The organism is Streptococcus sp. HMSC065H07, from assembly GCF_001837325.1.
GTDB lineage: Bacteria > Bacillota > Bacilli > Lactobacillales > Streptococcaceae > Streptococcus > Streptococcus salivarius_H.
This window is the reverse complement of the sequence record NZ_KV832019.1, coordinates 11,669-29,517: the sequence shown is the minus strand read 5'-3', so window position 1 is coordinate 29,517 and position 17,849 is coordinate 11,669. Positions and strand designations below refer to the sequence as shown.

20 protein-coding genes and 1 pseudogene are annotated in these 17,849 nt (G+C 38.9%); 17 read left to right on the top strand and 4 right to left on the bottom strand.

Going from position 1 to position 17,849, the window contains the following annotated elements; genetic code table 11:
- Window positions 1-3 precede the first annotated feature (3 nt).
- The 17 genes from HMPREF2637_RS02290 to HMPREF2637_RS02210 all read left to right on the top strand — a co-directional run bounded on the left by HMPREF2637_RS02290 (window position 4) and on the right by HMPREF2637_RS02210 (window position 14,433).
- Window positions 4-1,278, top strand: a complete 1,275-nt coding sequence (locus HMPREF2637_RS02290) for a glycosyltransferase (RefSeq protein WP_064525176.1) — start codon at window positions 4-6, stop codon at window positions 1,276-1,278.
- Window positions 1,275-2,255 (top strand): NAD-dependent epimerase/dehydratase family protein, encoded by a 981-nt coding sequence (locus HMPREF2637_RS02285; protein ID WP_064525172.1) that lies wholly within the window; start codon window positions 1,275-1,277, stop codon window positions 2,253-2,255. Before HMPREF2637_RS02290 ends, HMPREF2637_RS02285 begins: the two co-directional genes overlap by 4 nt.
- The gene (locus HMPREF2637_RS02280) at window positions 2,230-3,045 is read left to right on the top strand and encodes an MBL fold metallo-hydrolase (protein WP_064525169.1); all 816 of its coding nucleotides are present in this window, start codon (window positions 2,230-2,232) and stop codon (window positions 3,043-3,045) included. The genes HMPREF2637_RS02285 and HMPREF2637_RS02280 overlap by 26 nt, the downstream gene beginning before the upstream one ends.
- Complete coding sequence (locus tag HMPREF2637_RS02275; protein ID WP_064525166.1) at window positions 3,023-4,285, top strand: F390 synthetase-related protein; 1,263 nt, start codon at window positions 3,023-3,025, stop codon at window positions 4,283-4,285. Before HMPREF2637_RS02280 ends, HMPREF2637_RS02275 begins: the two co-directional genes overlap by 23 nt.
- 14 nt (window positions 4,286-4,299) lie before the next feature.
- Complete coding sequence (locus tag HMPREF2637_RS02270; protein WP_064525163.1) at window positions 4,300-5,244, top strand: 3-oxoacyl-[acyl-carrier-protein] synthase III C-terminal domain-containing protein; 945 nt, start codon at window positions 4,300-4,302, stop codon at window positions 5,242-5,244.
- Between the two features lie 218 nt (window positions 5,245-5,462).
- On the top strand, window positions 5,463-5,672 hold the full coding sequence (locus HMPREF2637_RS02265; RefSeq protein WP_002885203.1) for a hypothetical protein: 210 nt from the start codon (window positions 5,463-5,465) through the stop codon (window positions 5,670-5,672).
- Between the two features lie 10 nt (window positions 5,673-5,682).
- Window positions 5,683-5,862: a hypothetical protein gene (locus HMPREF2637_RS02260; RefSeq protein WP_049528118.1), complete on the top strand. Its 180-nt coding sequence runs from the start codon at window positions 5,683-5,685 to the stop codon at window positions 5,860-5,862.
- Window positions 5,855-6,736, top strand: coding sequence for an ABC transporter ATP-binding protein (locus HMPREF2637_RS02255; protein ID WP_064525160.1), 882 nt, complete (start codon window positions 5,855-5,857; stop codon window positions 6,734-6,736). Before HMPREF2637_RS02260 ends, HMPREF2637_RS02255 begins: the two co-directional genes overlap by 8 nt.
- Window positions 6,733-7,470 (top strand): ABC transporter permease, encoded by a 738-nt coding sequence (locus HMPREF2637_RS02250; protein ID WP_064525157.1) that lies wholly within the window; start codon window positions 6,733-6,735, stop codon window positions 7,468-7,470. Before HMPREF2637_RS02255 ends, HMPREF2637_RS02250 begins: the two co-directional genes overlap by 4 nt.
- Window positions 7,463-8,545: a sensor histidine kinase gene (locus HMPREF2637_RS02245; RefSeq protein WP_064525154.1), complete on the top strand. Its 1,083-nt coding sequence runs from the start codon at window positions 7,463-7,465 to the stop codon at window positions 8,543-8,545. The genes HMPREF2637_RS02250 and HMPREF2637_RS02245 overlap by 8 nt, the downstream gene beginning before the upstream one ends.
- Complete coding sequence (locus HMPREF2637_RS02240) at window positions 8,542-9,144, top strand: response regulator transcription factor (RefSeq protein WP_064525151.1); 603 nt, start codon at window positions 8,542-8,544, stop codon at window positions 9,142-9,144. Before HMPREF2637_RS02245 ends, HMPREF2637_RS02240 begins: the two co-directional genes overlap by 4 nt.
- A 189-nt stretch (window positions 9,145-9,333) precedes the next feature.
- A complete protein-coding gene (locus HMPREF2637_RS02235) occupies window positions 9,334-9,852 on the top strand; it encodes a DUF3592 domain-containing protein (RefSeq protein WP_064525148.1) in 519 nt (172 codons plus the stop codon).
- Window positions 9,853-10,090: 238 nt separating this feature from the next.
- Window positions 10,091-11,083, top strand: coding sequence for an ABC transporter ATP-binding protein (locus HMPREF2637_RS02230; RefSeq protein WP_064525145.1), 993 nt, complete (start codon window positions 10,091-10,093; stop codon window positions 11,081-11,083).
- 1 nt (window position 11,084) lies between these two features.
- Window positions 11,085-11,903 (top strand): ABC transporter permease, encoded by an 819-nt coding sequence (locus tag HMPREF2637_RS02225; protein WP_070838944.1) that lies wholly within the window; start codon window positions 11,085-11,087, stop codon window positions 11,901-11,903.
- Window position 11,904: 1 nt separating this feature from the next.
- Window positions 11,905-12,690, top strand: a complete 786-nt coding sequence (locus tag HMPREF2637_RS02220; RefSeq protein WP_070838943.1) for an ABC transporter permease — start codon at window positions 11,905-11,907, stop codon at window positions 12,688-12,690.
- A gap of 37 nt (window positions 12,691-12,727) precedes the next feature.
- A complete protein-coding gene (locus HMPREF2637_RS02215) occupies window positions 12,728-13,189 on the top strand; it encodes a GNAT family N-acetyltransferase (RefSeq protein ID WP_070838942.1) in 462 nt (153 codons plus the stop codon).
- A gap of 371 nt (window positions 13,190-13,560) precedes the next feature.
- On the top strand, window positions 13,561-14,433 hold the full coding sequence (locus HMPREF2637_RS02210) for a hypothetical protein (protein WP_070839018.1): 873 nt from the start codon (window positions 13,561-13,563) through the stop codon (window positions 14,431-14,433).
- A gap of 113 nt (window positions 14,434-14,546) precedes the next feature.
- On the opposite strand, the gene HMPREF2637_RS02205 is transcribed toward HMPREF2637_RS02210, so the two are convergent.
- The 4 genes and pseudogenes from HMPREF2637_RS02205 to HMPREF2637_RS11450 all read right to left on the bottom strand — a co-directional run.
- Window positions 14,547-15,455, bottom strand: coding sequence for a helix-turn-helix domain-containing protein (locus tag HMPREF2637_RS02205; RefSeq protein WP_070838941.1), 909 nt, complete (start codon window positions 15,453-15,455; stop codon window positions 14,547-14,549).
- A gap of 157 nt (window positions 15,456-15,612) precedes the next feature.
- Window positions 15,613-16,332, bottom strand: coding sequence for an ABC transporter permease (locus tag HMPREF2637_RS02200; protein ID WP_014634657.1), 720 nt, complete (start codon window positions 16,330-16,332; stop codon window positions 15,613-15,615).
- Entirely contained in the window at window positions 16,325-17,161 is an 837-nt protein-coding gene (locus tag HMPREF2637_RS02195) for an ABC transporter ATP-binding protein (RefSeq protein WP_070838940.1), read from the bottom strand. The genes HMPREF2637_RS02200 and HMPREF2637_RS02195 overlap by 8 nt, the downstream gene beginning before the upstream one ends.
- Before the next feature lie 85 nt (window positions 17,162-17,246).
- A pseudogene (locus HMPREF2637_RS11450) lies at window positions 17,247-17,849 on the bottom strand (XRE family transcriptional regulator); the annotation flags it as partial.

Here is a 17,849-nt window from a genome sequence, read left to right as displayed (position 1 = left end):
GTTATGGGAAAACTAAAAATTGACGTGGTCATCGTTCCATTAAGTGGGCATCTTTATCCAACCATGAATCTGCTAATGCCTTTATTAAAAAATCCTCGCTATGATATTCGTTTATTCACAGGACAGCAGAAACGTGCAGTAGCTGAGGAAGCAGGCTTTAAGGTTGTTACTATTCTTGAAGGTCATGAAATGGACTTTGAAAGGGTGGCTAATAATAAGGAGCAATTGGGCCTTTTTTCTGCTTATCGTCAACTATCAGCTAGTCTTGATATTATTAATCTTGTTTCCGATCAATTACTATCGGAATGGAAAGTAAGCCAACCTGATTTAGTCATTGCCGATTATGTCAGTTTGTCGGGTGGACTTGTTGCAGAGCAAATGGGGATTCCGTGGATAACGACAATGGCTACACAATTTGCTATTGAAACGACGGATGGTTCTCCTTGTTTCTTCGGAGGAATGGGAAGTCCGAAGAATCGCAATCAATTGATTCAACAATGGCTAGGCAGAAAACTGACTCGTTTTTTGAAGTACTCCGCCGCTTTTTTATTACGAAATCGATTAAAACGCTATGGTTTTAAGATGTACGACCAAAATGGACAAGAGAGCATCTATTCACCGTATTCTATTTTAGGAATAGGTATGAAAGAATTGGAAATCAAAAAAGGATTCCCAGAACATTATCTCTGGGTGGGTCCAACTGGAGGTTCAGTTGAGCGATGTGAGGATTATCCTCTTGATTTGTCGCCTTTTGCAAATCGTAAAATTGTCTTTGTGACTTGTGGTACCCAATTGGACTGGGCAAAGAATAATTTGATATACCAAACGAAGCTGTTAGCTAAGTCTCATCCTGAGTGTCAGTTTTTTGTAACTTTAGGTCTTGGTGGACAAGAATTCCAATGCCAAAAATTAATGGATAATGTTTCAGTGGTTTCTTATCTTCCCTACAATGAATACATTCCCCAGATGGATTATGTTATTCACCATGGTGGTTCAGGTATTTTTTTCCAATGTATTATAAATAACAAGCCAGCCCTAATACTGCCACACGATTATGACCAGTATGACTATGCTATTCGTGGACTTGAGGCAGGTGTAGCTTTGACTGTTAAAAGAGAGGATGATAAGGCAATTGGGCAAGCTTTTGAGGCGTTGTTGGCTAAGAAAGATTGGTCAGAGCTAAAGGCTTTAAGTCATGCTGCCAAGTCATATCATCCTACAGAAGTAGTGGAGGGTGAAATTGCTCGCCTACTGGCAGACAAGGAGAAAAAACGATGAAGAAAGTTTTAGTAACGGGGGCTACAGGTTTCTTAGGCAAATATGTCGTGGAAGAATTGGTTGATCACGGTTATCAAGTCCGAGCTTTCGGTCGTAATCATACAATTGGCCAATCTCTGGTAAATGCCTCTGTGACCTTTGTTCAAGGAAATTTGACAAACCAAGAGGATTTGACCAAAGCTTGTCAGGAAATGGATATGGTCATTCATGCCGGTGCTTTGTCAACTGTCTGGGGTCCTTGGGAAGATTTTTACCAAACGAATGTCTTAGGAACTAAATATGTCCTTGAGGCTTGTCGTGAGGCTAATATCAAGCGCTTAGTATATGTGTCGTCTCCAAGTATTTATGCAGCGCCTAGAGACCAGCTTGGTATCAAAGAAAGCGATGCCCCTCAGGAAAATAGGCTTAACAATTACATTCGAAGTAAATTGGCATCAGAAAAACTATTTAAAGATTATCCTGATGTGTCTAGTGTTATATTGCGACCTCGTGGACTTTTTGGGATTGGAGACACCAGCATTTTGCCACGTGTTCTTAATCTTAGCCAGAAGATCGGTATTCCTTTGATTGGTGATGGTCGTCAACTGATGGATATGACCTGTGTGGAAAATGTTGCTTTGGCTATTCGTCTGGCTTTGGAAACTCCTCAAGCAGCTGGAGAAGTTTATAATATTACCAATGGAGAACCCAGAGTATTTAGAGACTTGATTGAGGAAACCTTGAGAGGTTTGGGCTATCCCATCCGTTATCGCAAAATCCCAGCTCCACTTGTGTCTGCTATTTCAAGTAGTTTGGAGTGTATTTATAAGAGACTAAAGCTCAAAGGAGAGCCAGCCCTAACACGCTATACCTATTATTTGCTACGCTATAGTCAGACTTTGGATATTAGCAAGGCGGAGCGTGACTTGGGCTATCGGCCTAAAATAACGATTTCAGAAGGGATTGAACAATATGTCCAAGATTATCGAAAGCATTGATTATTTTCCTGCGGGATATTGTACAAGCTATACTGGTCTTTTGTTCAAGAAAGTTAAGAATAAAAAAATGACCTTTCCAGCCGGTGTCTTTCTAATCAAACACAGAGATAAAGGCTATCTGCTTTATGATACAGGTTATCACTACGATATTAAGACCAAGCTTCGCTATGGCTTGTATCGTTTGGGAACGCCGGTGCAGATGACAGAAAAGGATCAGATTTCAAGCTTGTTGAAGGCGAGGGGGATTAGGCCTGAGGACATTACCTATGTTATGCTTTCCCATCTGCATCCTGATCATTTGGGAGGAGCTGGCTTCTTTCCTAATGCGAGCTTCCTTCTGACTCAGGAGGTTTATGAGGTTTATCAGAAGCCTAAGTTGAAGGATTTGATTTTTAAGGAATTTTTGCCAGTGTCTTTTGAGAAACAGTTAAGAGTAATCAAGGCTAATCAACAAAACTCAACTTTTCCTTATCGTCCGACCTGTGATTTATTTGGAGATGGAAGTATCTTGGTAGCCTCTGTTGATGGCCATGCCAAGGGTCAGGCTTGTCTCTACTTTCCAGATTATAATCTTTTTATCGCAGCGGACTTGTGCTGGGGTGTCGATTTGCTACCTTATACGAAACAAATGCACCTCATTCCGTCCTTGGTTCAGGATAATATGTCGGATTATATTAAGGGAACTGAGTTACTAGAGGACATCCTAAAAGATGGGACGGAAGTACTAGTTAGCCATGACCCTGTAGAAAGGATAGAGCGTATCTTGTATGAAAAAAATAACCTTTCTTAAAACCTTTATCCAAACCAGATGGCTTCACAACTTCAAAACGAGAGCAGCTTTAGAAGCTTATCAGAAAAAGCAATTATCTAACTATATGGATTTTCTAAAGCGAGAGTCTCCTTATTTCAAAAATGGTGTTCCTACTGACTTCGACCATATGGATAAGACCTTTATGATGACGCATTTTAACGAGTTAAACACTCAAGGCATCGATCGCGATGAGGCTTTAGCCTTGGCTATTGAGAGTGAAAAGACTCGTGACTTCACCGAACTTAAAGGTGAAGTGGCTGTTGGTTTATCATCAGGAACATCGGGACATCGTGGCCTCTTCATCACGACCGAGAAAGAGCGAAGCATGTGGGCGGCAGCTATTTTAGCTAAGATGTTGCCAAAGAGTCATCTTTTTGGCCACCGAATTGCCTTTTTCCTTAGAGCAGATAATGAACTCTACCAGACTATCAATATGTCATTGATACGATTAGAATACTTCGATATTTTCAAAAATACCGATGAACATATTGAACGTCTTAATCATTATCAACCGACTATTGTTGTGGCACCAGCTTCCATGTTAATAGAGTTGAGCAAGCGTCTTAAGGCAGGAGACTTGTCTATCTCACCGCAAAAAATTGTCTCTGTAGCAGAAATTTTAGAGGATAGTGATAGAATTCGCATCTCGAGTGCTTTTAAGCTACCCATTATTGACCAGGTTTATCAAGCGACGGAAGGTTTTCTAGCCTGCACCTGTTCTGCAGGATATCTTCACCTCAATGAGGATATCATTTTTGTAGAGAAAGAGTATCTGGATGAGCATCGATTTTATCCAGTGATAACGGATTTCAAGCGAAGCAGTCAACCTGTTTACCGATACAAACTTAATGATATCTTGGTTGAAAATCCTGAACCTTGTCCATGTGGTTCTCATTATACAAGGATTGACAAGGTCGAAGGTCGCTCCGATGATATCTTCTACTTTGAAGGTCAGGATGGAGGACAGGTGACAATCTATCCTGATTTTATCAGGCGTTGTATTCTCTTTGTGGAAAATGTTGGAGACTATCAAGTCAAGCAACATTCAGAGAAGATTGTTGAAGTCTGTCTCAGCCAACGAGACGAGCAAGTAGAAGAAGCTATCACAGCTCAGTTTCAACTCTTGGCGCAGCAAAAGCAGTTTAAGGTTCCAGAAATCCATTTTTCCGATTATCATTGGGATACCAGTCGAAAACTCAAACGTATTCAGCGTTTATGAAAGGATGAATGACAATGACAGAAGTAAAAAGACATGTTGAAATCGCAAGTTATGGAGTTTGTCTTCCAAACCAAACCGTACAATTCAAAAATCAAACACGTTATCGTGTTGTAGAAGATGAAGAAACACAGTTGGATTTGGCCGAAGTGGCTATCCAACGAGCTCTTGAAAATGCCAATTTGAAAATTGATGACATTGATTGTCTTGTCTCAGCCAGTGCAGTTGGTGTGCAGCCTATTCCTTGTACTGCAGCCTTGATTCATGAGCGCGTGGCAAAAGGACTTGCCATCCCAGCCATGGATATCAATACGACTTGTACAAGTTTTATCTCAGCTTTATCAACAATGTCCTACTTGATTGAAGCTGGTGAATACCATCGTGTTTTGATTGTATCTAGTGAGGTCGGAAGTCTGGGTCTCAATCCGAAACAAAAAGAAAGTTTTGAACTCTTTAGTGACGGAGCAGCAGCCTTTATTTTCCAATCAAGTTCTCAAGACAAAGGGGTTATTGCAAGTCTACAACATACCTGGTCAGAAGGTGCTCATGATACTGAAATCCGTGGAGGTTTGACTTCTTACCATCCTAAAAAATATTCAGAAAAGTCAAAAACGGACTTTATGTTTGATATGAAGGGCAAGAAAATTCTCCTTTTATCAGCGCATAAGCTTCCTGATATGTTCCAAGAATTCCAAGAGAAAACTCACTTGGCTCTTGCGGATGTGGACTACATCATTCCCCATCAAGCTAGTCGCGCCTTATCTTTGGTAATGGATAAACTTGGTATTGCTGAAGATCAATATCTTAACATAGTTACTGACTATGGTAATATGGTTTCTGTATCTGTTCCATTTGGTTTAGCTTACTCATTAGATCATGGCTTAGTTAAAGAAGGAGATGTCGTCTACCTTTTGGGAACAGCAGCAGGTATGACGGTTAACATGTTGGCCTTGAAATTATAATTTCTTGGCTAGAAACGAGTAGTGTCAAAATGACGGATGAACCTTCTTTTGCTTATAACTTAAGATAGAGTTGACTGAAAGGTCAGCTCTTTTTTTGCCTTTATGTCACATGACAAATGTCATATCATGTCATGACATCTGGTGCTAAAAAGAGAGTGACCAAAAAGATATACTTTAGTCATAACTTAGAAATAATAAAAAACGAAAGAGGTCATCTCATGAAAATCAAAACATCTTACCTTATCTACGCAGTTATCGGAACTATCTTTGCTGGACTTAGCATGTTTACTGACATCTTTGAAAAAGGCAATTTTGAAGCTATCTTCTCAAATCTTGGCATGATTATTGGCTTGTCTATCTCAGCCTACATTCTCATCACTATGGCTAAAAGTTTTATCGACCTTGTCATAAATGATTTAAAAAACTAGGAGGCCCAGAATGAAACTATTGAAAATACTAAGCATTATGCTCCTAGCAACAACTTGGACCATCCTCTTTGCTTATGTCCTACTTCATGGCAGCAGTGATATTCTCTATAGTGTTATGGGTGTGTCTGTTGCAGCTTGTTATGTTTTTTTAGCTTTTTATCAAAAGAAAGGAAATCACAAGCATGAGTGAAGCAATCCTTCAAGTCACAAATCTTGTCAAAAAAATCAAAGGAAAAACGATTTTAGACCATATTAGCTTTGAGGTGGGAAAAGGAGACTGTCTTGCTTTAATTGGGCCAAATGGTGCTGGTAAAACGACCTTAATGTCCTGTATTCTTGGCGATAAGAAAGCCAGTAGCGGTCAAGTATTTATCAAGGGCAAAACGGGTAAAGCGCAAGATCAAATTGCGGTTCTCCTCCAAGAAAATACCATTCCCTCGCAATTGAAAGTCAAGGAACTGATTGCTTTTTTCCAAGATATTTCTGAAAATGGATTATCTAAAGAAGAGATACAAGCACTCTTACAATTCAAAGACGACCAGTATCAGCAGTTCGCAGACAAACTCTCAGGGGGACAAAAACGTCTTCTTGCCTTTGTCCTCTGTCTTATTGGTAAGCCTGACATTCTCTTTTTAGATGAACCGACAGCAGGGATGGACACTACGACACGCCAACGCTTTTGGGAAATCATAAATGATCTGAAAAAGTCAGGTGTGACTATTCTTTATTCGTCCCACTATATCGAAGAAGTCGAGCACACAGCTGACCGCATTTTGGTTCTTCATCAGGGGAAACTCATTAGGGATACTACGCCACATGCTATGCGTAGCGAAGAAAAGGAAAAGCAAGTCACCTTAGCAAGTCGCTTTGTGCCAAGTATTGACAAACTGGCAGCCATTTATGAAGTGACTGAAAAACGTGATGTTGTCACCTTTATGACTAAAGATATTGAAAGTGTATGGAGTAGTTTGCAAGCTCTAGGCTGTCGCATTTCTGACATTGAAATTCAAAACAAGACACTTTTAGATAGCCTATTTGATAGCACAAGGGAGGACAAGTCATGAAAGCACTACTTAAAATCGAATGGATAAAAACATGGCGCAGTTGGCCAGTCTTTATCATGTCTATCGGAATGCCCGTCGGATTTTTCCTCTTGTTTTCAGGTATGGAGATGAGTCCTGACCCAGCGTCACAAAAAGCTTTTATCTTGTCCTATATGTTGACCATGACAGGATTCTCTATGTCCAGCTTTGGCTTTTTTACCTTTCCCTACATGCTTAGAGAGGACCAAACGGAGCACTGGCTAACCTATATCGAACATTCAAAAATCAGTATTCAGGCCTATTACCTTTCTAAAATCTTCCGTGTTCTTATGAACTTTATGGTAGCTATCCTAGTGACTTTCTGTGTGGGAGCTTTTGCGCGTGATGTTGAGATGCCATTCTCACATTGGCTTGGTTCAGGTGCTCTGTTACTCTTGTCAAGCCTAGTCTTCCTATCCTTTGGCTTGCTCCTAGCTCAAATTAAGTCTCAACAAATCATGTCTATCGTCGGAAATATCGTCTTTCTTGGACTTGCTATTATCGGTGGTTCTTGGATGCCAGTAACCATGTTTCCAAAATGGGTTCAGCATATTTCTGAGTGGACACCCATCTATCATATCAATCAATTGGTAGTTAATTTTGCCAAAAAAGGGGAATTTTCATGGAAATCACTCATTTTTATCCTGGTCTATGCTACAATAGCTACAGGCTTAGCCTTTTTTATCAAATCTTACAGAGAAAGTGACCATGTTTAGAACTTACCAGAAAAATGATTTCGCTTATTTTGTTAGTCTGATTTTCCTTGTCTTTCCAGTATTGGGAGTCTTTGGTGGGTATTTTCCAGTTTGGACCATAGTTTTGACTGGACTGTTTACCATAGCTTATCTCCTGATGGTGTATTTGAAAAAAGCTTATAGTAAGTGGATTCCCTTTCTGTGGTTTTACACTCTAGCTTACATTATCTTTATGACCATGACCTTCCAGGGGGGCATGATGTGGTTTATTTTTTTCAACGTCAATCTTCTCGTTTGGCGCTTTGAGGATAGCATATCATCTTATCGCTTCTTATCCTTTCTAGCGACACTCTTGATTTTGACGTCATCATCCTTCCTATTGACAGACGATTTGGGTACCCACCTCATGTCTATGGCTATTCTCCTCTTTTCGTTGGGAATGTACTATTTTCAAAACCGTATACGTCAGGAGAGAAAGATGGAAGAAGCCAACCGTACCATCAATATCCTATCAGCTGAAAATGAACGTAATCGTATTGGTCGTGACTTGCACGATACCTTGGGACACACCTTTGCCATGATGAGTCTTAAAACCGAGTTGGCTCTAAAACAGATGGACAAGGAGCAGTATGATGCTGCTAGAAAGAATCTGGAAGAATTGAACCAAATTAGCCGTGACTCCATGTACGAGGTGCGTGAGATTGTCAATCAGCTCAAGTATCGAACGGTAGCTGAGGAGTTGCTAGAACTTGAGCGGCTCTTTGACCTATCGGATATCGTCTTGACCGTGGACAGCAGTCTTGACTTAGACAGCCTGTCACCAGTTACTCAGTCTACCTTATCTATGGTACTTCGTGAACTGGCCAATAATGTCATTAAACATAGTCAGGCTGATAGCTGTCAGATTCGTCTAAGTCGTCATCATGGGATTGTTTTAGAGTTTGAAGATGATGGTTGTGGCTTTGAGGAAGTCACTGGACAAGAACTACACAGTATTAGAGAGCGCCTCAGTTTGGTAGATGGAGAGTTGGAAATTCTGTCTCAATCGCATCCAACAACCATTCGTGTGCATTTGAAAGAGGGAGGAAAAGCATGAAATTATTAGTCGCCGAAGACCAGTCAATGTTGAGGGACGCCCTCTGCCAACTTCTCATGCTGGAGGACGATGTCGAGGAGGTCCATGCGACCAGTGATGGCCAAGAAGCCATTGCTCTCTTGGAAAAAGAAGAGGTAGACGTGGCCATTTTAGACATTGAAATGCCAGTTAAAACAGGCCTTGATGTTCTTGAGTGGATCCGTGCCAACCAAAGAGAAACGAAGGTCGTTATAGTGACCACCTTCAAACGAAAAGGCTATTTCAAACGAGCCCTTGCAGCCCACGTGGATGCCTACGTGCTCAAAGAGCGTTCCATCAGTGACCTCATGGCGACCATCCATACCGTCCTAGCAGGTCATAAGGAGTACTCACCAGAGCTTGTCGAAGGTGTCGCCTTTGACAATAATCCACTCAGTCAACGTGAACAAGAAGTCTTGGCCATGGTTGCCCAAGGTTCAACCAACCAAGAAATCGCTGAAAGCCTCTTTCTTTCAAATGGAACTGTCCGAAATTACATGACAGCCATCCTGACTAAACTCGATGCAGGCAACCGAACAGAAGCCGTCCGCATTGCCAAAGAAAAAGACTGGTTGGGATGAGGAGAAATAGATAAGAATGAAGTCACTATTGGTGGCTTTTCTTGTGTCTTATAATCTATCTAAACATTCACAAGCAAGCCAAGCCTAGAAATGGTAAAATGAAGTGAATTGTGCTTATTCAAGTGAGTAAAATACAAAGACTAATGTGGGAGAATCAAATGGGAAAAATCATCTTTGAGGTGGCAAATCATGTCTAAGTTGCAGATTCTATTTTGGGCTTGGTCCATAGGCTTCGTCGTTTTGTCATTTACAATATTTCTTTTTCGCTATTTGTATCTCAAAGAACTTAATCGTAAAAAGAGGTCTACAGAGAGCATAAAAGGTAGCGTAGTTGGCTATAGATACTATACTGATGCCATTGCTCCGATTGTAGAGTATGTCGTCAATGGTAAAGCTTTTAGAAGAAGTCTGGAGTATGAGTGGGTCACGACAGTTTCACTTCCTTGGAAGAGTTCCAAAGCCACCTCTAATCCAGACTTGTTGGCTAAAAGACTTGTTCTATACACCAATTCGTCAGTGCCATATACTGCCAAGGATTTTTTTCCTTTGGGATCACCCCTGACGGTTTGGTACAATCCAGATAATCCCAAAGAATCCTATGTCGAACGTTTTTGTGGAGCTGTGAAAGTTTATAAATTGACTTATTGGCTATTGGTTTTGACGCTTGTTATCATCACGATTATTTGTTTGACTATGGCAGTCCGATAAATGCTTTATATCATACAATCTGAGTCTGTCTTTTTAGACAGATTTTTTTGTTTTTTCAAGTATCAAAACTATTTTCTCTTTTGCTAAATAACACTTGGTTTCCTTTTTTAACTGCTTTATAATAGAGTAATACTGATACCTTCTGCTGTGATAAAGAAGGCAGATTTTAGGAGATGAGAAATTGGCTTTTTGTGTTTAGAGGACACGGTTTGTTGATTTTTTACTTTAGGAGATAGATATGGCGATGATTGAAGTGGAACATCTTCAGAAAAATTTTGTGAAGACTGTTAAGGAACCGGGCTTGAAGGGGGCTTTGCGTTCCTTTATTCATCCTGAAAAGCAGACCTTTGAAGCGGTCAAAGATTTGACCTTCGAGGTGCCCAAGGGGCAGATTCTTGGTTTTATCGGAGCAAATGGTGCTGGGAAGTCGACCACAATTAAAATGCTAACAGGAATATTGAAACCGACATCTGGTTTTTGTCGGATTAATGGCAAGATTCCACAGGATAATCGTCAAGATTATGTCAAGGATATTGGGGTTGTTTTTGGACAACGAACCCAGCTATGGTGGGATTTGGCCCTGCAAGAGACTTACTCGGTTTTGAAGGAGATTTACGATGTGCCAGACTCGCTCTTCCACAAGCGCATGGATTTTTTGAATGAAGTTTTAGATTTGAAGGAATTTATCAAGGATCCTGTACGGACTCTTTCGCTTGGTCAACGGATGCGGGCGGATATTGCGGCTTCCTTGCTTCACAATCCCAAGGTTCTTTTTTTAGATGAGCCAACTATTGGTTTGGATGTGTCAGTCAAGGATAACATTCGTCGGGCTATCACTCAAATCAATCAGGAGGAAGAGACCACTATTCTATTGACCACTCACGACCTGAGTGATATTGAGCAACTCTGTGATAGGATATTTATGATTGATAAGGGACAAGAGATTTTTGATGGAACGGTGAGCCAGCTCAAGGAAACCTTTGGCAAGATGAAGACTCTCTCCTTCGATCTGATACCAGGTCAAAGTCATTTAGTCTCTCATTATGAAGGCTTGCCTGATATGACCATTGATAGGCAAGGAAATAGCCTGACTATTGAATTCGATAGTTCTCGCTACCAGTCAGCTGATATTATCAAGCAAACTCTGTCTGATTTTGAAGTCCGTGATTTGAAGATGGTGGATACGGATATTGAGGATATTATCCGTCGCTTCTACCGAAAGGAGCTCTAAGGTGGTCAAATTGTGGAGACGGTATAAACCCTTTATCAATGCAGGGATTCAGGAGTTGATTACCTATCGTGTCAACTTTATTCTCTATCGGATTGGAGATGTCATGGGGGCTTTTGTGGCCTTTTATCTCTGGAAGGCTGTCTTTGACTCCTCCCAGGAGCCTTTGATTCAGGGCTTTAGCATGGCGGATATCACCCTTTATATCATCATGAGTTTTGTGACCAATCTCTTGACCAGGTCTGATAGCTCCTTTATGATTGGGGAGGAGGTCAAGGATGGCTCCATTATCATGCGCTTGTTGCGACCAGTGCATTTTGCGGCTTCTTACCTCTTTACGGAGCTTGGTTCCAAGTGGTTGATTTTTATCTCTGTTGGACTGCCATTTTTAAGTGTCATTGTTTTGATGAAAATCTTATCTGGGCAAGGCATTGTAGAAGTGCTGGGGTTGATGGTTCTATATCTCTTTAGCTTAACGCTCGCCTATCTGATTAACTTTTTCTTTAATATCTGTTTTGGTTTTTCAGCCTTTGTGTTTAAAAATCTTTGGGGTTCCAATCTACTCAAGACTTCCATAGTGGCTTTTATGTCTGGAAGTTTGATTCCCTTGGCTTTCTTTCCAAAGGTGGTTTCAGCTATTCTCTCCTTCTTGCCTTTTTCATCCTTGATTTACACTCCGGTTATGATCATTGTTGGGAAATACGATGCCAGTCAGATTCTTCAAGCGCTTTTGCTCCAGTTCTTCTGGCTTATAGTGATGGTGGGCTTGTCTCAGTTGATTTGGAAACGAGTCCAGACATTCATCACCATTCAAGGAGGTTAGTATGAAAAAATATCAACGCATGCATCTGATTTTTATCAGACAATACATCAAGCAAATCATGGAATACAAGGTGGATTTTGTGGTTGGTGTCTTGGGAGTCTTTCTGACACAAGGTCTGAACCTCTTATTTCTCAATGTCATCTTTCAACATATCCCATCCCTAGAAGGATGGACTTTTCAAGAGATTGCCTTTATCTATGGATTTTCCTTGATTCCAAAGGGATTAGATCATCTCTTTTTTGACAATCTCTGGGCTTTAGGTCAACGGCTAGTCCGAAAAGGGGAATTTGATAAGTATTTGACTCGTCCTATCAACCCTCTCTTTCACATCCTGGTTGAGACCTTTCAGATTGATGCCTTGGGTGAACTCTTAGTCGGTGGCATTCTATTAGGAACAACAGTGACTAGCATCGCTTGGACTCTTTCAAAATTCCTGATTTTTCTAGTCTGTATTCCTTTTGCGACCTTGATTTATACTTCTTTAAAAATCGCGACAGCCAGCATCGCTTTTTGGACCAAGCAGTCAGGTGCCATGATTTACATTTTCTATATGTTTAATGACTTTGCCAAGTACCCGATTTCCATTTACAATTCGCTCCTTCGTTGGTTGATTAGTTTTATCGTGCCTTTCGCCTTTACAGCTTATTATCCAGCTAGCTATTTCTTGCAGGGCAAGAATGGGCTCTTTAACATCGGTGGTTTGATTCTGATTTCCCTTGTCTTCTTTTTCATTTCCCTCAAACTCTGGGATAGGGGCTTGGATGCCTATGAAAGTGCTGGCTCGTAAGGGGGAAGTAAGACCAAAATCAAGAAAGGAACTTATGATGTTTACAATTGAAGAAGTCAAGGATGAAGATCAAAAAATGGCAGTTGTTGATGAGGTTTTAAAGGATTTGCCAGAATGGTTTGGAATACCAGAAAGCACGCAAGCCTACATCGAAGGAGCCAAAGATTTGCAAGTTTGGGCAGCCTATCAGGAGAGTGATTTGACTGGATTTGTAAGCTTGTCCTATTCTAGTGAAGAGTGTGCAGAGATTGATTGTCTCGGCGTAAAAAAAGCTTATCAAGGTAGAGGAATTGGCAGTCAATTGCTTGCGACTTTAGAAAGTGAAGCAGGCAAACAAGTAGACTACCTACAGGTAAAAACAGTGGCAGAAGGTTCAAATAAAGATTATGACCGAACAAATGTCTTTTATCGAAGTGTTGGTTTTAAAAAATTAGAGATTTTTCCTCAACTATGGGATCCCCAAAATCCTTGCCAGATTTTGATAAAGAAAATCGTTTAAAACTTCCTGACAAAAAATTGAGAGTGCCATACTATAAAAGTGTTAGCCAATTTAGCTCAGTTGGTAGAGCAAGGCACTCGTAAAGTCTAGGTCAGGAGATTTTGATGCTGTCATAAAGAATGCTAGAGAAGCAATCAGTCAGACGTAATTAAAGCAGAAATATAAGAACTTTTTGAGAGTTATCTCATCCTTTCAATCGTGCTGATAGATCCTGATTTGTCCAGAGAATAGCTAGAGGCTCAGTTAAACACAGACTCTACACTAGCTGAGAAAACTAAAAAGGTCTGTCTCGCTCTTTATGATTTAACCAATCGAATAGAGATTAATTGGAAGTACCTAAAAAAACACAAGGAATTATTGATAAGATAAAAATGAAAAAATCAATCTTTAAAGCCAGTTTTGAAGAGAGTCTAAATTTACTAGACGATGCTTCTCTTCAGTATATAAAGAAAGACTATTACGAAAAACTTGGAAAAGGCTTAAATAATGGAAAGCCAAGTATTGGTTTTAGAATAAAAAGTATTCTCTACAGCGTCTTTTTTGTATTCGGATGTAATTTTCTCTGTGCCTTATTTGCCTCTTCTTTGGATGTTGCAGATCCCAAAGATTTAACCTTGCCTGTTCACAAGCCGTCACTCTTGACCCCTGAATTATTTCTGATTTGCTGTTTTATATGGCTATTACTTGTACTTATTGGAAAATTTGTTCGAAAACCGTTTATTCGTCCATACAGATATCGCTTTCATATGGAGACCTTTTTATTTTGGTTTTGCCTTGAGTTCAATCTCTTGGCAATAACTGTAGCCCTACCGACCCTAACCTCAGTTGGAATCTGGTTTATTTATATTCTTCTGTTTATTATTGCCCTAATATTCCTTCGTATGGAGAAAAGAAGTTTAAGCACTTGTTTTTTCGGTGAAGAGGCGAGAGAAACTCTTGTTGATAGAATAGCAAGCCTAATCGCCACCTATGGTTCAGGAGTGCTAGGGCTTGCTGTAATCATCAAAATAATCTTATCGCATTCGGGTATAGCAGTTTCACAAAGCCTGACTTTGTTAGGTATGTTCTTGACATGGATAATCATAGATATTGGATTCTTGGCAATGGTTATCTTCATGGAGTTCCCTTTCTTTTTAGAAGGTTACTACAAAATAAAATACCCCGAAGAATACCGTGACTGGGAAGGCAAGTCAGTAGAAGACTGGTATGGGAAGAAGTATCTGAAGAAGCATATTATCAGCTGAAAGTAAAAAATTAAAATAATAAAAGAAGCATCTGAGTTTGACTTCAGATGCTTCTTTGGTAGTTATTACATTTAGAATGAATCATATTAAAGATGTTGCTGATATATTTTCTATTATATGTTTAAATCTTTTTCAATTTCCATTTTAAGATTTTTGATGAAGACTTGGTCACCGAAGGCTTCGGCTAGTATGGTAGCCATTTTGTAAAGTTCAGTTGCTTTATCTCTATTGTTCTCATAGAAGAGATAATATTTCGCTTCAAAAATGAGTACGGCGGGTTTGTAAGCATGTTGTAGTGTCTTATCAATAATAGTATGCATTTTATCGACAATAGTTTTCATATTTCTATAATCTTGATGCATCACATAGATTCCACCTATAGTTGACAATGCTCCAAGTAGCTCAACATTAACTAGCTCTTCCCCTTGTAATTCTTGATTAATTAATTTACATCGAAAACTTTCAACAATTTCTTTATCATAGTCACCAACTTGACATTGAAAGGTATAGTATTTTATTAGCAGAAGGTCATTCAAGGTGTACTCTTCTTTTTTTAATACCTGGTTCAAATAGTCTTCATATACAATCTCTACAAGATCTTCTTTCTTCTCTTCAGATATAAAATTCAGGGTTCTTTCAATGATATCAATGGTTAAAAGTTCTTCTTCTGGTAGAATACCAATATAGTTGTCGTAGAGTTCCTCAATATCTTTTAGCTTCTTCTTGATACGTTCGGGGTCGCCATAGACAGGAGACTTCATGAGTTTATATTTAGCCTTGTAATAGTCTTCAGGAATGTCTAGTTTTGTTTCACCTAGCAAATGGTTTAGGGAAACTCCCAATTTATCACTGATGTATTGCAGTTTGACAATAGTTGGTAATGAGCGACCGAGCTCGATTCTCATCAGTTGTTTGACGGTTAATTCTTCTTCGGTGTCACAAACCTGCTCACGTGTTAAACCTATTCGTTCACGTTCTTCACGAATTCTTTTTCCAATCTCGATTTTAATATCATCAGACATCTGTATTCCCCTTGAGTTTTAATTATATAATAATATACCTTAAAATCATGTGAATGAAAAGACTCTAGGAAGCTATCTGAGTTTCTAGTTAGAGCAAAAGAAGGGAAATAAACAAAACAACCATCTAACACTCAGTTTAGATGGTTATGGTTTTGAATTAAGATATTTTTCGTAATCTCTTAGATTGTAGAATGATCAGTGTAGTAAATAGGAGTAACCAGACTAGCAGGGATAGTGAGCTTGCTACTTGGTCCTGCCACTTAAAGGTTTCAAGGTGCCCTATAGATTTCGTGAACAATCCCATATAACTGTACTTTGTGACATTATCAAAATCTTTACTGATTTCTGAAAGCATTGGAATAAACATACTAATCATTATTACTGGAAGACTAATCACTTGGGCAGATACTTGAGTTTTGCTGATTAATCCAATGAAAAGATTGATAAGCATCATTACTAAAGATGTAGCAAATGAGACGATAAGATAAGGACCATAATGAGTTTCAATATTCAGTTCTAGTATTTTTGGAATAGCAGTTGTCATAACTAAGCTAATAAGCACTGGGTAAAATAAAACTGAAAGGATATAGTTCGTACTGTTAACACCACTTAAAAACAAAGTTCTTAAAATATTTTTTTCCTTTTCTTCAGAAACAATCGTGCTGATTGGAGTTCCAACTGATACACTCAAAGATATGGCTAAACAGGTAACTAATAGATTGGCTTTCACTGAATTGTTTAGGCTACCTTGTATCTCATAAATATATTTGTAGAGAAAGGCAAGTCCTAAAGGAAGGAGGATTTGTAGGATAATGCTTTTATTAGATTTGATTACTCGTTTTCTAAGCCATAGTAAAGATTTTAATTGGTTAAACATTAAGTTTTCCTCCTGTCAGTTGAATGAAGATGTCTTCTAGAGTCGGTTCACATGAGTGGATGGTTTGAATATCCTGAATAGCAGTAATATGATTTAATTCAGAGAAGGGAATCACTTTCTCTTGACCTGAACAATAGGTCACTTTTACCATCTTATTGGTATTGTATTTCTGAATAAGCTCAGCAGGTTTTCCTTCTTCAACAATCTTCCCTTTATTTAGAAGTACAATTTTATCGCATAAAATGGTAGCTTCGTGCATGTCATGTGTCGTCAGAAAAATGGTTGTTCCATGTTCTTTAAGCTCTTTGATGAGAGCGTGAATGGTTTGAGATGTTGATGGATCTAAACCAGAAGTCGGTTCATCAAGAAAGAGAACTCTTGGCTTGTTAATCATAGCCCTAACTAAAAGCATCCGTTGTTTCATCCCTGTAGAGAGTTTTTCTGCTAAGGTTTTTCGATGGTCATAAAGTCCGACACGTTTCATCAAATCGTCAATATAATCTAGTGAAACATTGTAGAGTTTGGCGAAGAATAGAAGATTGTCATGAAGTGTTAATTTTTCATAAAAGCCACTATTTTCAGTAATTAATCCAATCTTTGACAAATCTTTTTCTTTTAACTGAAGGGATGATTTGCCTAAAATATAAGTTTCTCCCTGACTAGGAGTGAGTTGACCTGTTAAGATATTAATTGTTGTCGTTTTACCAGAACCTGAAGGCCCTAGGAAACCTAAAATTTCACCTTCTTCAACTGTGAAGTTTAGATTTTCTATTGCTTTATATTTTTGAAATTGTTTGCTTAACTGTTTTGCTACGATAAGGTTTGTCATATCTTGATTTCTCCTATTTGATTATATGAATGAGTATAAACAAAAAAATAACGAATCAAAAGGACATTTATGTCACTTAGATTTGTTATTTCGTATTTAAATCTTTTTTCATTTCCATTTTAAGATTTTTGATGAAGACTTGGTCGCCGAAGGCTTCGGCTAGTAGGGTAGCTGTATGATAGAGCTCGGTTGCTTTTTCTATGTTATTCTCATAATATAAATAGTATTTTGCTTCAAGCATTGTGATACCTGGCTGATATGAGTGTTGCATAATGGAATGTATGATTTCATACATCTTATCGACGAGAGACTTCATATGTTCGTATTCATGGTGCATAACATATATCCCAGCTATAGCTGATAATGCTCCCAATAGTTCCACATTGGTTAATTCATCTCCTTGCAATCTTTGTTTTATCAATTTTTTTCGAAAATTCTCGATTATAGATTCATCATATGAAGATGATTGGCACTGTACAGAATAATATTTTATCAATAAAAGATCATTCAATGTGTACTGTTCTTTTTTCAATACTTGATTTAAATAATCTTCAAATACTATTTCAACAAGGTCTTCTCCCTCCCCTTCAGCTATGAAATTTAATGTTCTTTCAATGATATCAATAGCAAAAAGCTCGTCCTCTGGTAGAATCTCAATATAGTTGTCGTAGAGTTCCTCAATATCTTT

Coding starts and splice junctions, on each gene's coding strand:
- HMPREF2637_RS02230 (WP_064525145.1), top strand. CDS start 10,091: ATGGCGATGATTGAAGTGGAACATCTTCAGAAAAATTTTGTGAAGACT.
- HMPREF2637_RS02245 (WP_064525154.1), top strand. CDS start 7,463: ATGTTTAGAACTTACCAGAAAAATGATTTCGCTTATTTTGTTAGTCTG.
- HMPREF2637_RS02235 (WP_064525148.1), top strand. CDS start 9,334: ATGTCTAAGTTGCAGATTCTATTTTGGGCTTGGTCCATAGGCTTCGTC.
- HMPREF2637_RS02255 (WP_064525160.1), top strand. CDS start 5,855: ATGAGTGAAGCAATCCTTCAAGTCACAAATCTTGTCAAAAAAATCAAA.
- HMPREF2637_RS02260 (WP_049528118.1), top strand. CDS start 5,683: ATGAAACTATTGAAAATACTAAGCATTATGCTCCTAGCAACAACTTGG.
- HMPREF2637_RS02195 (WP_070838940.1), bottom strand. CDS start 17,161: ATGACAAACCTTATCGTAGCAAAACAGTTAAGCAAACAATTTCAAAAA.
- HMPREF2637_RS02215 (WP_070838942.1), top strand. CDS start 12,728: ATGTTTACAATTGAAGAAGTCAAGGATGAAGATCAAAAAATGGCAGTT.
- HMPREF2637_RS02270 (WP_064525163.1), top strand. CDS start 4,300: ATGACAGAAGTAAAAAGACATGTTGAAATCGCAAGTTATGGAGTTTGT.
- HMPREF2637_RS02220 (WP_070838943.1), top strand. CDS start 11,905: ATGAAAAAATATCAACGCATGCATCTGATTTTTATCAGACAATACATC.
- HMPREF2637_RS02210 (WP_070839018.1), top strand. CDS start 13,561: ATGAAAAAATCAATCTTTAAAGCCAGTTTTGAAGAGAGTCTAAATTTA.
- HMPREF2637_RS02240 (WP_064525151.1), top strand. CDS start 8,542: ATGAAATTATTAGTCGCCGAAGACCAGTCAATGTTGAGGGACGCCCTC.
- HMPREF2637_RS02200 (WP_014634657.1), bottom strand. CDS start 16,332: ATGTTTAACCAATTAAAATCTTTACTATGGCTTAGAAAACGAGTAATC.
- HMPREF2637_RS02290 (WP_064525176.1), top strand. CDS start 4: ATGGGAAAACTAAAAATTGACGTGGTCATCGTTCCATTAAGTGGGCAT.
- HMPREF2637_RS02265 (WP_002885203.1), top strand. CDS start 5,463: ATGAAAATCAAAACATCTTACCTTATCTACGCAGTTATCGGAACTATC.
- HMPREF2637_RS02285 (WP_064525172.1), top strand. CDS start 1,275: ATGAAGAAAGTTTTAGTAACGGGGGCTACAGGTTTCTTAGGCAAATAT.
- HMPREF2637_RS02205 (WP_070838941.1), bottom strand. CDS start 15,455: ATGTCTGATGATATTAAAATCGAGATTGGAAAAAGAATTCGTGAAGAA.
- HMPREF2637_RS02250 (WP_064525157.1), top strand. CDS start 6,733: ATGAAAGCACTACTTAAAATCGAATGGATAAAAACATGGCGCAGTTGG.
- HMPREF2637_RS02280 (WP_064525169.1), top strand. CDS start 2,230: ATGTCCAAGATTATCGAAAGCATTGATTATTTTCCTGCGGGATATTGT.
- HMPREF2637_RS02275 (WP_064525166.1), top strand. CDS start 3,023: ATGAAAAAAATAACCTTTCTTAAAACCTTTATCCAAACCAGATGGCTT.